Here is a 13,607-nt window from a genome sequence, read left to right on the forward strand (position 1 = left end):
GAAAGATGGCAGTGCGCAACGTTATGGATAGAAGAATTCCACTGTGCTCGGAGGAGGGGACGATGATTCGGCGTCTAGTGATCGGTGTGGTTTCCTGCGGTGTATTGGCCGTCGCGGCGTGTGGTGGCGGTTCGGGGGCCAAGGACCCGGATCATCCGAATCCGGTTCCGGTGCCCGAGCCGACATCCAACAGCCAAGCGGTGGCCAGTGAGAACCTCGGCTACCTGTGGCCGTTCACGATCGCGCACGGCACCATCGAATGCCGCGCGGGCGAGGTTGCGGTGTTCGTCGCTCCGGACGGAAAGGCGTACGCGCTCAACGAAAGAGCAGAACAAGCCGGGCTGGCCAGTATCGAACCCCTTCGCGCGAACGGTGCCGGGGGCGACAAGATCAGTCTCGGCGCCCTGCGCAGCCGCGCGCTGGCGCTTTGCAAGTTCGCGGGCTAGGAAGTCGGGTGGCTCAGCGGCTGTTCGGGTTGTACGGGTAATCCTGCACCCAGTGGAACCGGCGGCTCAGCAATGGAAATGTGCCTGTGTCGAGATGCCGAAGCCCGATCTCCACGCGGTGACCCTCGAGCGTGCCGGACAATCGCGCGCTGTCCGCTGTCGGGATTTCGAGCGTCAGCGTCGAGATGACGTTCGGCGAGTCGTACCGGCTCAGATCCAACCGATGGTTGGCCACGTCGACGGTTGCTCGGTAGACGGTGATGGAGTCGTCCATACGCTGCACCTTGAACTCGCTGGGGTATTCGAAGAACACGCGCCGCCAGCGTCGGTCATCGGTGACGAGCGGCGGCACCTCACGGCCGTCCGATACCAGCCGATCCACCTGCCATATTCCGTACATCGGAGGCCTCGGTCGCCCTCCGCCATGTTCGCTCCACGCGGCCATACAGTCCTGCGCAATGGGGATCGCGATCCACAGCCCCAGCAGTATCTGTCCGAGCAATGCCATGCGGTTCAATCGGCGGGTCTCGAACAGTGCAGGCAGGGTCGACAGCCCGACCGGTCGATGGGACAAGAGCACGTTCAGCAGCCTGCCGAGGTCTGGCGCCAGCAGGAAGACACTCATCGACAACAGATGTAACGACATCGACTTGACCGGTACGTCGTAGGTCAGATTCAGCACGAAGACCTGGGTCAAGCCGATGGTGCCGAGCAGCGCGCCGAGGGTCGTCGTACGCGGCAGCACGAGCAGCATGCCGCCGATGGCTTCGAAACTGCCGATCATGATCTCGTAGGCAGGTGCGGCGCCGACCGACGACCAGAGCAACCCCATCGGCGTCAGCTCGCCGAACGGCGTCACCAGCGTGGTCAACGGTGGTGACGGCATCTGCGTCAACAACACTTTCGCTGTGCCGTACAGCATCAGCTGCCCCGCAAGCGTGAACCGCAGAAACAGCCGGAACCAGACGAGCAGCGCCGGGTAGGCAGCTCGGTGGCGATCCAGAACGGACCAGACGAGGGTGGCCACGGCAGCGATGACCAACAGACAGCACAGCAGCACCCAGTCGTAGGTCCGGTCGCTACTCGCGGTCGCTTCGTGCACCAGCGGTTCGTGCACGCCGAAGACATGCGCGGCGGCCCAGTCCACGAGGGGAGCGGGCAGCAGTCCTGCGCTCAGTCCCGCGGACGGTCTGCTCACGAACCCGAGCAAGGGGCTGATCACCTGGGTGCACAAGCAGTAGAGAGCGAAATAGCCGAAACAGAAGCGGAGTGCGATGCGCGTCAGTGGGTGCCACGCGCGCACCGCCGGGGCATCGTCTTGTTCCTGACGCGGCTGCGCAGCGATGATCACCGTCATTCGATCTCGATCCTGCGCTCGCCGGTGCCGACGAGCGCGGTCAGCGCCCGCGGGGCGGGCGAGTCAGTCCGGTGCGATGGACGCCGTGCGCCAGTCGTCGAGTTCCGCCAGGAAGTCGATGAGAACGAGCTGATTGCTCGCGGTGAGTGCGGCGCCGTCGAGGACTTTCTGGAAGATGTGGCGGTACAGCTCGACCGTCGCCCGGTCGTAGTCATAGCGGAACGTCGCCCGGTCGTCGATGCCGTGCATCGGCTCGTCGATGCCGTTGTCGGCCGCGAACCGGGCCAACCGGGCCACCTGCACTTCGGTCAGGCCGTCCGGGAAGAGGATCTGCCACCGTTGCGCTGCGGGCTCGGCCATGATGGTGCTCCAATCGTGTCAGTCGAAGTCGAAGAAACTGTCGTCCGCGTCATAGATTTCCTCGCGCGGATACGCCAGGTCTCGCAACCAGTCGTCGAACCGTTGGATGAGCCCGCGGATCGGTGCCAGGTCCTGGTCGGCCGTCGGCTCGTTGTTCACCACCTTGCGCAAGACCTGGCGGCAAGCATCCACTTCGGTGCTGTCGAGGACGCCCGAAAACCAGAACCGCGGGTCTCGCCCCGTCCGGAGGAAAGCCGCCGAGTCCGCGGGGGCCATGCCCTCTGCGACCGCGTAATCCGCGATACGCTCGACGTTCTCCTTCGTGATCCCCGGTTCGAAGCGTATTTGCCACGTTCCGGCGGCGGCCGGAGCAGCCGGGATCCGGTCGTTCGGACGATCCAAGTCAGTCACCAATCCGGTTGAGGTTTTCGTCGTACGTCCCCATCCGGGTGTCCTTCGAGGCGAGCCTTTCCGGGGAACTCGCCATCGGGTGCCGCGAGCGCCACACACATGCGGGCTGTCATCGGCAGTTGCCGGCTCGGAAGACCGCTACATCACCGTGACGATGTAGGCGTCCTCGTTGATCGCCACGGAGACTCCGCCCCAGGTCACCAGCCAGGTGCGGTGCTCGGGCTGCCATTGCCCCTCGTAGTGGCTGTAGATGGCGGACTCGACCTGATCCTCGTTGATCCGGCGCTCGGCCATTCGCTGGCGTGCGTGATCGGTGTATCCCGCGATGTAGTGGGGGCGGCGCCCCGCCACCGCGTCGAAGTCGATCTCGGTCACCGTCGCGGGCCGCTCGCTCAGGACGACGGCGGAACTCGCGCCCGGAACGACGGCGGAAGCCGCCGCCGCGAACGGTATGCCGGACAGCAGAATGGCGAAGCCGGCCAACGGTGCCGCGGCCGCGCGGATGATGGATCGCATAGTTCCCCTCCTGAATGACTTCGGGCGCGCTACCGCCCGGTGGCCGGGTGGCGTCCGAACCGGGCTGCCCACCCACAGCGGATCCCATAGTGCCCCCGCTGGGCTCGGGAAACGTCGGCCCATGCGGTTTATGGCACCCGCATGGCAGCCGAGCCGGTCAGGATGTGGCAGCCGCCGCAGATGTGGCAGCCGGGGAGGGGTGTGGCGTTCAGCCGAACTCGATGCCTTGGGCGAGGGGGAGTTCGGTGGAGTAGTTCACGGTATTGGTGGCTCGGCGCATGTACGACTTCCAGGAGTCCGAGCCGGATTCGCGGCCGCCGCCGGTCTGCTTCTCGCCGCCGAAGGCGCCGCCGATCTCGGCGCCCGAGGTACCGATGTTGACATTGGCGATCCCGCAGTCAGATCCGTCGGCGGCGAGGAAGCGTTCGGCCTCGCGCTGGTCTGTGGTGAAGACGGCGGACGAAAGGCCCTGCGGCACTTCGTTGTGCAGGGCGATCGCGCGATCGAAGTCGTCATAGGTGAGCACGTAGAGGATCGGCGCGAAGGTCTCCTCCCGCACCACCGCGGTCTGGGCGGGCATGCGCACGATGGCGGGCCGCACGTAGTAGGCGTCGTCACCGAACCCATCGACTCGCTCGCCGCCGCAGACCAGTTCGCCACCGTCGGTCACGGCCTTGTCGAGCGCCGCGCGCATTCCGGTGTATGCCTTGCCGTCGATCAGCGGCCCGACCAGCACCCCGTCGTCGAACGGATCGCCGACGGACAGTTGCCGGTACGCCCGTTCGAGTCGGTCCAGCAGCGGGCCGGCCACGCTTCGGTGCACGATCAGCCTGCGCAGTGTCGTGCAGCGCTGCCCGGCCGTGCCCGCCGCCGCGAACACGATGGCTCGCGCCGCGAGGTCGAGGTCGGCGGACGCGGTGACGATCGCGCCGTTGTTGCCGCCCAGTTCCAGCAGGCAGCGCCCGAGCCGCTCGGCCACCCGTGGCGCCACCAGCCGACCCATCCGCACCGAGCCGGTCGCGCTCACCAGCGCTACCCGCTCGTCGTCGACCAGGCGGGAGCCGACGGCGCTCGCACCCTGGATCAATTGATGGATCTCGGGGTCCGCGTCCACTTCGCGGGCCGCCCGCCGCAGCAGCGCGTGACAGGCCAGCGCGGTCAGCGGCGTCGTCTCCGACGGCTTCCACACCACGGTGTCGCCGCAGACCAGCGCGATCGCCGTATTCCATGCCCAGACCGCGACCGGGAAGTTGAACGCCGAGATCACCCCGACCACACCGAGCGGATGCCAGGTTTCCATCAACCGGTGGCCAGGACGCTCCGAGGGCATGGTGTGGCCGTACAGCTGCCGGGACAGACCGACGGCGAATTCGCAGACGTCGATCATCTCCTGTACCTCACCCGCGGCCTCGGCGGGGATCTTGCCCGCCTCGAGCGTGACGAGCTCGGCCAGGTCGCTCTTGTGCGCGGTGAGCAGCCGACCGAGGCTGCGCACGACCCCGGCCCGGACGGGCGCCGGAACCCCGCGCCAGGCGCGGAAGGCGGTAGCGGCCCGGCTGATCGCGGCGTCGACCTCGTCGAGCGAGCTGGATCGCACGGTGGTCAGCTGCCCTCCGGTGATCGGAGTGCGTGCGGGCAGATCGCCGGGTTCCGATGGCGGCGCGCCCAATTGGCGCAGCACCGCTTCCGCGCGGGCGGCGAGTCGCTGGGTGGCCTGGTCGTCGAGTACATCGGTCATCTGTTGTTCCGCCATACCTTTCGGCCGCGTCGCGGCGTGTCTGTCCCACATAGCGGGAGGGTGGAGGTCAGGTTCCGGACACGAGGCGGGCTGCCTGAGTTAGCCTTCGCTGATGGCGGATACACCGGCAAGACCCGTACTCGATGACATCGATCGCCTGCTGATTCGTGAACTGATGGCCGATGGACGGGCCACTCTGTCGAACCTGGCCGAAAAGGCGAGTCTGTCGGTGTCCGCGGTGCAGTCACGGGTCCGCCGATTAGAGGCGCGCGGTGTGATCCGCGGGTACACCGCGCACGTCGATCCGGAAGCCCTCGGCCAGCTGCTGTCTGCATTCGTCGCGATCACTCCTCTCGACCCGTCGCAACCCGATGACGCGCCGGCGGTGTTGCAGCACATCCCCGGCATCGAGGCCTGCCACTCGGTGGCCGGTGAGGAGAGCTACATCCTGCTGGTGCGCGTGGCGTCCCCTCGGCACCTCGAGCAGTTGCTCCAAGAGATCAGAGCCACCGCCAATGTGCGCACCAGGAGCACCATCATCCTGCAGACATTCTACGACAGGTGACGATTCGGTGTAATTAATCCGCCATGTTGTAGAGGTTCCGTAAATTTTTACGTACCCTCAGGGCGTGACCATCGAACTGGAACGCACCCGCCCGGCGGTCACCCCCGCCGCCCGGGTCCACGAGATCTTGTCGGCGAGCATCCTGGCCGACGGCTTCGACTTGGTACTCGACCTCACCCGTTCCCGTGGCTGCCGCCTCGTCGACGAACGCGACGGCAGCCCCTACCTGGATATGTTCGGCTTCTTCGCGTCCAACGCGCTGGGCATGAACCACCCCGCTCTGAGCGAGGACGCCCAGTTCCGGGCCGAGCTGCTCACCGCGGCGGTGAACAAGCCGAGCAACTCCGACATATACACCGTCGAGATGGCCCGCTTCGTCGAGACGTTCGTGCGGGTGCTCGGCGACCCGCGGCTACCGCACCTGTTCTTCATCGATGGCGGCGGACTCGCGGTGGAGAATGCCCTCAAGATCGCGTTCGACTGGAAGAGCAGGCACAACGAAGCACACGGCCGCCCAGCGGAACTCGGCGCCAAAGTGCTGCACCTGACCGGCGCGTTCCACGGCCGCACCGGTTACACCATGTCGCTCACCAATACCGATCCGGTGAAGACCGCGCGTTTCCCGAAATTCGACTGGCCGCGCGTCAAGTCGCCTTATCTCACCGACGCGTTCGACGTCGAGGAGGCGGAGGCCTGCGCGCTGACCCAGGTGCGGCGGGCATTCGAGGAAAGCCCGCACGACATCGCGTGTTTCATCGCCGAGCCGATCCAGGGCGAGGGCGGCGACCGGCATCTGCGTCCACAGTTCCTGCAGGCCGTGCAACGGTTGTGTCACGAGAACGACGCGCTGTTCGTGCTGGACGAGGTGCAGACCGGCGTAGGCATGACCGGAACGGCCTGGGCCTACCAGCAACTCGGCTTGGCGCCGGACGTCGTCGCGTTCGGTAAGCGGACCCAGGTGTGCGGCGTCATGGCGGGCGGGCGGGTGGACGAGGTACCCGACAACGTCTTCGCGGTCAGCTCCCGGCTCAACTCGACCTGGGGCGGCAACCTGGCCGACATGGTGCGCAGCAGGCGCACCCTGGAGGTGTTGGAGCAGGACGCGCTGATCGAACGCTCCCGGCCGTTGGGGGCGCACCTGCTCGAACGGCTCGGCGCGCTCGCCGCCCGGCACGCCGATGTCAGCGAGCCGCGCGGGCGCGGCCTGATGTGCGCGATCACCCTGTCGTCCTCCCGGCTGCGCGACGAGGTACTCACCGCGCTGCGTGAGCGCGAGCACGTGCTGATCCTCGGCACCGGCGAGCGGGGCATCCGGTTCCGTCCTCCGCTGACGGTCACCGGCGCCGAACTGGACGAGGCCGTCGACGCGCTGGATCGGGTGCTGACCAGCCTCGCATAACGCACGGAGGTTCGATCCGGACATTCCGGTGCACTCCGGCGCGGGCGCGCCGGAATTCCGGATTCGGCTCCTAGGCTTCGCACCCATGTCATCTCGTCTTCACCACGCTCCGACAAGGTGCAGCAGGTGAACCGACAGCGGATGTTTCGGCGTTGCGCGCCCCACCTCGTGGTCTCCATGCTGCTGCTGTCGGCGCCGGCCGGCTGCGCGGCCGGTGACGCCGGCACGGTGGGCGCCGAGCAGAGCCGGAACGCCCAGATCACCGTCGCGACCCCGGCCGCCGCGGCGGCCCCCACTGCAGGCGTGCTCCCACCGCACATGACCGATCCGCTGCCGGGGATGCCGCCGCCGCTCTCAGCGACCGACGTGTACGTGGCCGACCGAGAGCTCAGCCCCACCGTGGCCGATCACCGCCCGCTCGTCTACGTGCCCAACAGCAAGTCGAGCACGGTCTCGGTGATCGATCCCGAGACCTTTCGAGTGATCGACACCTATGCGGCGGGCGGCTCGGAACCACAACACGTCGTGCCGTCGTACGACCTGCAGACGCTCTACGTCACCAACGATCTGCCGATCGGCGCGGGCAGCCTGTTGCCGATCGACCCGAGGACGGGCAAGCCGGGCGAACCGTTTCCCGTGCGCGATCCCTACAACATGTACTACACGCCGGACGGCCGGTACGCGCTCGTGGTCGCGGAGGCGGACAAGTCGCTGGATTTCTACGATCCGCGAACCTGGCAGAAGACGCACGCCATGGCGGTGCCCGACTGCGCCGGAGTCGACCACATGGACTTCACGGCCGACGGCCGTTTCGCCCTGGTCTCGTGCGAATTCAACGGCCGCATGCTGGTTTTCGACGTGGCCGAGCGCAAAGTCGTCAAGCTGGTCGATCTGCCCGGCGGTCGCTCGGGCATGCCGCAGGACGTGAAGCTGTCCCCGGACGGCCACACTTTCTTCGTCGCCGACATGACCGCCGACGGCATCTACCTGTTCGACGCGCACACTTTCGAGAACACCGGATTCGTGCCGACCGGCAAGGGCACCCACGGCCTCTACATCACCCGCGATTCCGCGCAGATGCTCATCACCAACCGGCACGAAGGCAGCGTCTCGGTGTGGGACTTCGCGGCGAACGGGCTCGTGCGCAAGTGGTTCGTGCCCGGCGGCGGCAGTCCCGACATGGGCAACATCTCCGCCGACGGTCGCGTCTTCTGGGCGTCCGGCCGGCACCACGACGAGGTGTACGCCATCGACATCGTCAACTGGAATCTGCTGGCTCGCATCCCGGTAGGGAAAGGGCCACACGGACTCACGATCTGGCCGCAGCCGGGCCGCTACTCCACGGGCCACACCGGCGTCATGCGCTGACCCTCGGCCCGGCCTGCGCAGCGGTCAGGACCTGACCGGACGCAACCCCAGACCGCCTTCGACGAAGCGCTGAACGGACGTCAGCCCGGCGTCCAAAGCGGCCTCGTAGCCGGGGCGCGCCCATCCGCTCACCTTCGCGGTGCCGTCGGCCTCGGGCGTCACCCCGATTTCGGCGACCAGCTCGGCTGTGGTCGGTTCGCAGACCGCCCAGGAGAAGTGCGTCTCCTCCGCCCAGCCCGCACCGCGCCGGGCCACGTAGTCCGGTTCGGTGATGCCGCCCGCGGCCAGGGCGGGGCGGTCGTCGATGCGGTCGTCGGCGCGCAGGGCGCGCAGATACCAGGCGCCCGCGTTGATTTCGATCGGCTCCATCAGCGTTCGGCCGTTCCGCCGCGCGAGTCGTCGGCGGGCACTCCGCCGAATTCCGCGACGCCGAACGGCCTCGCTGCGACATGATCGGATGGCCGCCACGTCGCTTTTGCGCGTTTCGCGGTAACGAACCGGATTTGGGGTAGCTCGATCATGAGGAAGAGGCTAGCGGGAGGTTCTATCGATATGGGCGAGCTATGGTTCGGCCATTACCGCCTCGATCGGTTGCTGGGCAGCGGCGGCATGGGTGAGGTCTGGCTCGCGCACGACACCACGACCGACCGTGCGGTCGCGTTGAAGCTGTTGACCACCGCGTACGCGGCGGACCCGAAATTCCGGCAGCGGTTCACCAGGGAGGCTCGGCTCGCCGCCCAGGTGCGCGGGCCGCACCTGGTGCCGATCCATTCGTTCGGCGAGCTCGACGGCCGCCTGTACATCGATATGGAGTTCATCGAGGGCTCCGACGTGGCCGCGCTGCTGCGGCGTTCGGGGCGGCTGGACCCAGAGCGGGCGATCGAGATCATCGCGCAGACGGCCGCCGCGCTCGACATCGCACACCGTGCGGGCCTGGTGCACCGCGACGTGAAGCCGTCCAACATCATGGTGACGCCCGGCGACACGGTCTATCTGATCGACTTCGGCACCGCGCACCGCAGCGACCAGCCCGCGATCACCGCCACCGGCAACGTGGTGGGCACGCTGGCCTACATGGCGCCGGAGCGGTTCGACCGGGCTACGGGCCCACGTTCGGATCAGTACTCGCTGGCCTGTGTGCTGTTCGAGTGCCTGACCGGGTACCGGCCGTTCGACGACGGCGAGCCGCCACGCCTGTTGCGCGCCCACCTCATGCAAGCACCGCCGTCGGCATCGGCGCTGAATCCGGCCCTCCCGCCCGCACTGGACGCGGTGATCGCGCGCGGCATGGCGAAGGACCCGGACCAGCGCTGGTCCAGTGCGGGGGAACTGGCTTCGGCCGCGCACGTGGCGCTGACCGGCCGGGACGTGAACACGGTCGAACTCGCCTCCGCGGTGCCGACCGTCGTACTGCCGCCGCTCCGTGCGGTGGCCACCTCCGGCGTCTCGCCCCGGACCGGTGTCTCGCCCCGGACCGGTGTCTCGCCCACGACCGGTGTCTCGTCCGGTACGCGTACGTCCCTCGGACCGCGCCTGGCGCTGGCGTCGTTCGGGGCGCTCGCCGCGGCGGTCGCCGGGGCGTTGTGGCTGGGACGGCCGGACGTGGCCGACGCGGGACCGGCGACAACGCCGCTGCCGTCGTCGAACCAGGACCACGGGACACCGTCGAACCCGCCGTCGCAAGCCCCGGCCGCGCCTGCGCCGATCTCGGCGCCCATCGTGGTCCTGCCCGGCGCGGGCCAGCCGTGCGATCCGGCGGTCGACGTGCACAGCGTCGTTGTGGACGGCCTGGTGCTCACCTGTACTCCGTCGGCGGGCCGCCCCAGCTGGCTTCCCGCGTCGCCCGCGTCCGGCGGTGTCGCCGTGCGGAACGCCGACGACTCGAACGGACCCGGGCAGCAGTATTCCGGCGACAAGCACGACCGGGGCAAGCCGGATCACGCGAACCAGGGACATGGCAGGGACAAGCCCAAACCGGGCAAGTAGGCGGGCCGTTGCCGGACTGTCGTCGAGCCCACAGTGGTGTGTGACGCGGGGCGGGGTTACGCTCCGAAGAAGGCCATTCTTACGGCATTCGCGCGGTGACCTGCTGATTTTCGTTCCGCGCCGCGGGGAGGCCGGATCGGCCAGATGTCAACGCTGACTGGAGGTTCGCGATGGGGGAGGTGCGATTCGGGGGCTACCGGCTGGAGCGACTGCTCGGCAAGGGCGGTATGGGGCAAGTGTGGCTCGCCTACGACACGGTGGCCGCGCGGCGGGTGGCGTTGAAGCTCCTGCCTGCCGAACTCGCCGCCGCCGCGGGATATCGCAAGCGATTCGAGCGTGAAGCCGAAGCGGTGGCGCAACTGCGCGATCCGCACGTACCCCGGATCCACCGGTTCGGCGAGATCGACGGCCGGCTCTACATCGACATGCAGTTCGTCGAGGGCACGGATCTGGCGGGCAAACTGCTGGCCGAGGGAGCGCTGCCACCGGCCGTCGCGGTCGGCGTCATCGGCCACGTCGCCGCGGCGCTCGATGTGGCGCACCGGCGCGGACTGGTGCACCGCGACGTCAAACCGTCGAACATCGTCGTGCACCCCAGCGGCTTCACCTACTTGATCGACTTCGGCATCGCGCACGGGCTCGGCCAGACCGCCGTGACCACCACGGGCATGGCGATCGGCACCCTGGCGTACATGGCTCCGGAGCGGTTCACCGGGAAGGTGGACGGACGCGCCGACGTCTACTCGCTGGCCTGCGTGCTCTACGAGTGCCTGACCGGCTGCCGGCCCTACGGCGACACCGACCCCGCACAGCAGATGCACGCCCATCTGATGGCGACGCCCCCGCGAGCCGGTTCGGTGTGCGCCGCTGTCCCCGCCGCTCTGGATGCCGTCATCGCCCGCGGTCTGGCCAAGGAGCCGGACGAAAGATTCGCGACCGCCGGGGAATTCGCCGCAGCCGCGCGGTCGGCGATCGGCGTTCCCGACTCGCGAGCCGTGCCGCCGCCAGCGCCCCGTGCTGGTGGCGACGGCGGTCTCCCTGGGCAAGAGAGCCTTTCGCCGCGTCCGTCAGCTGGAGCCTCTGCGGCAGAGCGTTTCTCGGAAGCGCCGAGTGCACCGCCACGGCGCACGCCTACCCCGACCAAAGTCATGCCCCAGCCAGGCCCGACGCCGACGCTCGTGGCGACCAGGCTCGACTGGTCCACGGTCACCCCTGGGCCGATTCCCACCCCGGGCAAGGACGTTCCGCAATCGGGTCCGCCGGTGCGGGGATATGCCGGTCGGTCGGCCGTCCCTGGTCACCCCGCTGCGGGGCAGCCATATTCAGCAGGCGGGTATCGAAACGCGCCGTACGCCGCTGGAGGCGGACAGCCAGGTTGGCAGGGCAGACTGCTCGCCCTGCAAGCACGCGTGCTGTCCCCGAAGCCCGGCCCGGTCGCGCCGCCGTACCGGGCGCAGGCGCGCAAGGTCTTCCCGGCGGTCCCGCGTCCGGGTCGGCGGTCGGTTCCCCAGCGGCCGGGCGCCGCGATCCCCCGACGTCGGCGGAGCTTGCTGTCGAAGCTGATCGGCGCGCTGATCGTGGTGTTCCTCACGCCGTTCGCGTTCGCGGCCGGTTGCGTCGCGTTGATCGCGGCGGGAACCAGAGCCGGCGACTCCGGCACGCCCGCACCGACCCTGCCGCCCGCGGCGGTGGCGGTGGAACAACCCGGACCGTCCCGGGACGACCCCGTGACCGATCCGGCTGCCGTGGCGCCGATGGGCACTCCCGTTCGCGACGGCAAATTCGAATTCGTCGTCACGAAGGTCGACGCGGGCGTGTCACGCATCGGATTGCAGACGGCCGCCGGTTCGTTTCTGATCGTCACGCTGGCCGTCCGCAATATCTCCGACGAATCGAAGTGGTTCCTGCCGCTGGGCCAGCGCCTGCTGGACACGCAGAACACGCTGTTCGACCACAACGCCACCGCCACCATGTGGCAGAACACCCAACGGCGCCTCGGCTACTCCTTCGAGCTGCGCCCCGGGCAATCCGCCACGACCCAACTCGTCTTCGACCTCCCGCCGACGGTCACTCCCGACCATTTGGAACTCCACGACTTCGTTCTGTCCAACGGCGTCCGAGTCGCCCTCGGCTGAACGTCTTCGCGCGGCGATGCCGGTGCCGATCCGGAAACGGATGCTCTCCGCCCGAACACCTCGCTACCGGGGTGACTCCGCTGCACGGCGCGGCGAGCGCGGTGTCGAGCTCGGCCACCTGTATGCGGGTCCGCGATGCTTCGGCTTGCCCGCTGTGGATGGGAAGCGGCGAGCCCGCTCAGGCGGCTGGGAGGACGGCGGACAGCGCGGTGAGGACGGCTTGGCGGCCGATTCGCAGGCCCGCGGCCAGCAGCGTGGTGTCGCGGGCGGCGCTGTCGATGTCGGGAGAGCCGAGGGGCGGGTGGATTTGCAGTACCGAGTCGCCGAGTTCGGCGAGCGCGCGATCCTCGATGTCCTGTTGGCGGGGGCGTTCGAGCCACGCCCGGTACGCGCCGGGGGCCACCGCGCGCATATAACCGCCGCCGACGAGCTGGTGCAGGCGCGACGCGGCCGGGCGCCGTTCGTCCACGCGCCGGGTACGCAGGACCAAGGCGAGGGTGGCGCCCGCTCGGACCGCGGTGCGGATCGGCACGGTCTCGGAGAGACCTCCGTCGAAGAAGGCCGAACCGCCCAGGGCGACCGGAGGTCCGGCCAGAATGGGCAGGCCCGCCGACGCGCGCAGCGCGCGCATGAGCGTCCGCTTGTCGGTGATGTGCGGATGCAGGTCGACCGCCTGCCCGGTCCGGATATCGGTGGCGATCGGATGGAACGTCGTGGAGTTGGCGAGGATCGCCTCGAAGTCCATCGGTTCGATGCCGTCGTACACCTGATGCACGAGATACCGCAGATCGAACGCGGGGCGCCCGCGCAGCAGCCGAGCCGGGTCGATGGCACGGCGCATGATGGCAGGATCGGTCCACGAGCGCATGCCGGGGATCGCGCGCCCGCACAACAGCCAGGCGCCGTTGATCGCGCCCGCCGACGTGCCGTATACGGCATCGAATATCCCGGCGAGTCCGAGTTCCTCCAGCGCGGACACCATGCCGCTGGAGTACACGCCCCGGCTGCCGCCTCCCTCCACCACCAGCGCCAGGCGGTGACCGTCGGCACGGCCGCCCGTGGCACGACGCGCGCGGATCACTTCCGCGACAGGAGAGAGACTTGTCGAGCTGGTCACCGGATCACGATACGACACCACGGTATGCGTATCGGTCCAGCGGCGTGACGACGGAGGGACCGCCGCGTGAACAAAGGAGCGGGCGCGAACCTCCAGGTTCGCGCCCGCCCGTTTACCCGGCTGCGCCCGGGTATACATTTTCTCCCCCACAAAGGTGGCCGGCGTGATAGCCCCGCCCCCCACGACCGCAAGGCCCGGGCCCCCACCCC

Annotated in this window: 14 protein-coding genes; 6 read left to right on the forward strand and 8 right to left on the reverse strand. The window is 68.5% G+C overall.

The features are described from left to right. The first annotated feature begins 5 nt into the window (after window positions 1-5). Window positions 6-446 (forward strand): DUF2511 domain-containing protein, encoded by a 441-nt coding sequence (locus ACIHAX_RS26205; RefSeq protein ID WP_397280109.1) that lies wholly within the window; start codon window positions 6-8, stop codon window positions 444-446. A gap of 13 nt (window positions 447-459) precedes the next feature. Here the strand turns inward: ACIHAX_RS26205 and ACIHAX_RS26210 are convergent, their stop codons facing one another. From ACIHAX_RS26210 to ACIHAX_RS26235, 6 genes are all read right to left on the reverse strand, one after another. Continuing rightward, window positions 460-1,803 carry a DoxX family protein gene (locus ACIHAX_RS26210; protein WP_397280111.1) on the reverse strand — a complete coding sequence of 448 codons (1,344 nt, stop codon included), beginning with the start codon at window positions 1,801-1,803 and terminating at the stop codon, window positions 460-462. Window positions 1,804-1,866: 63 nt separating this feature from the next. After that, window positions 1,867-2,163, reverse strand: coding sequence for a hypothetical protein (locus ACIHAX_RS26215; protein WP_397280113.1), 297 nt, complete (start codon window positions 2,161-2,163; stop codon window positions 1,867-1,869). Window positions 2,164-2,181: 18 nt separating this feature from the next. Next, on the reverse strand, window positions 2,182-2,565 hold the full coding sequence (locus ACIHAX_RS26220) for a hypothetical protein (RefSeq protein ID WP_364433241.1): 384 nt from the start codon (window positions 2,563-2,565) through the stop codon (window positions 2,182-2,184). Window position 2,566: 1 nt separating this feature from the next. After that, window positions 2,567-2,650, reverse strand: coding sequence for a toxin C-terminal domain-containing protein (locus ACIHAX_RS26225; RefSeq protein ID WP_364433334.1), 84 nt, complete (start codon window positions 2,648-2,650; stop codon window positions 2,567-2,569). A gap of 62 nt (window positions 2,651-2,712) precedes the next feature. After that, window positions 2,713-3,090, reverse strand: coding sequence for a DUF4258 domain-containing protein (locus ACIHAX_RS26230; protein ID WP_355073518.1), 378 nt, complete (start codon window positions 3,088-3,090; stop codon window positions 2,713-2,715). Between the two features lie 208 nt (window positions 3,091-3,298). Next, entirely contained in the window at window positions 3,299-4,828 is a 1,530-nt protein-coding gene (locus tag ACIHAX_RS26235; RefSeq protein WP_397280116.1) for an aldehyde dehydrogenase family protein, read from the reverse strand. Window positions 4,829-4,940: 112 nt separating this feature from the next. On the opposite strand from ACIHAX_RS26235, the gene ACIHAX_RS26240 reads away from it, so the two are divergent. The 3 genes from ACIHAX_RS26240 to ACIHAX_RS26250 all read left to right on the forward strand — a co-directional run bounded on the left by ACIHAX_RS26240 (window position 4,941) and on the right by ACIHAX_RS26250 (window position 8,160). Then, window positions 4,941-5,393, forward strand: coding sequence for an Lrp/AsnC family transcriptional regulator (locus ACIHAX_RS26240; RefSeq protein ID WP_039796222.1), 453 nt, complete (start codon window positions 4,941-4,943; stop codon window positions 5,391-5,393). Between the two features lie 64 nt (window positions 5,394-5,457). Next, window positions 5,458-6,792: an L-lysine 6-transaminase gene (lat, locus tag ACIHAX_RS26245; RefSeq protein WP_364433233.1), complete on the forward strand. Its 1,335-nt coding sequence runs from the start codon at window positions 5,458-5,460 to the stop codon at window positions 6,790-6,792. 126 nt (window positions 6,793-6,918) lie between these two features. Next, window positions 6,919-8,160 (forward strand): beta-propeller fold lactonase family protein, encoded by a 1,242-nt coding sequence (locus ACIHAX_RS26250; protein ID WP_397280118.1) that lies wholly within the window; start codon window positions 6,919-6,921, stop codon window positions 8,158-8,160. Between the two features lie 24 nt (window positions 8,161-8,184). On the opposite strand, the gene ACIHAX_RS26255 is transcribed toward ACIHAX_RS26250, so the two are convergent. Then, window positions 8,185-8,529 carry a hypothetical protein gene (locus ACIHAX_RS26255; RefSeq protein WP_355073528.1) on the reverse strand — a complete coding sequence of 115 codons (345 nt, stop codon included), beginning with the start codon at window positions 8,527-8,529 and terminating at the stop codon, window positions 8,185-8,187. A 183-nt stretch (window positions 8,530-8,712) separates the two neighbouring features. Here ACIHAX_RS26255 and ACIHAX_RS26260 point away from each other — a divergent pair, with 183 nt between their 5' ends. Then, window positions 8,713-10,146: a serine/threonine-protein kinase gene (locus ACIHAX_RS26260; protein ID WP_397280120.1), complete on the forward strand. Its 1,434-nt coding sequence runs from the start codon at window positions 8,713-8,715 to the stop codon at window positions 10,144-10,146. A gap of 170 nt (window positions 10,147-10,316) precedes the next feature. Then, a complete protein-coding gene (locus ACIHAX_RS26265; RefSeq protein WP_364433223.1) occupies window positions 10,317-12,281 on the forward strand; it encodes a protein kinase in 1,965 nt (654 codons plus the stop codon). Between the two features lie 178 nt (window positions 12,282-12,459). On the opposite strand, the gene ACIHAX_RS26270 is transcribed toward ACIHAX_RS26265, so the two are convergent. Next, window positions 12,460-13,398: a patatin family protein gene (locus tag ACIHAX_RS26270; protein WP_355073534.1), complete on the reverse strand. Its 939-nt coding sequence runs from the start codon at window positions 13,396-13,398 to the stop codon at window positions 12,460-12,462. Window positions 13,399-13,607: the final 209 nt, after the last annotated feature.

Origin of the sequence: Nocardia sp. NPDC051929 (genome assembly GCF_044548645.1) — a bacterium.
Classification (GTDB): domain Bacteria; phylum Actinomycetota; class Actinomycetes; order Mycobacteriales; family Mycobacteriaceae; genus Nocardia; species Nocardia sichangensis.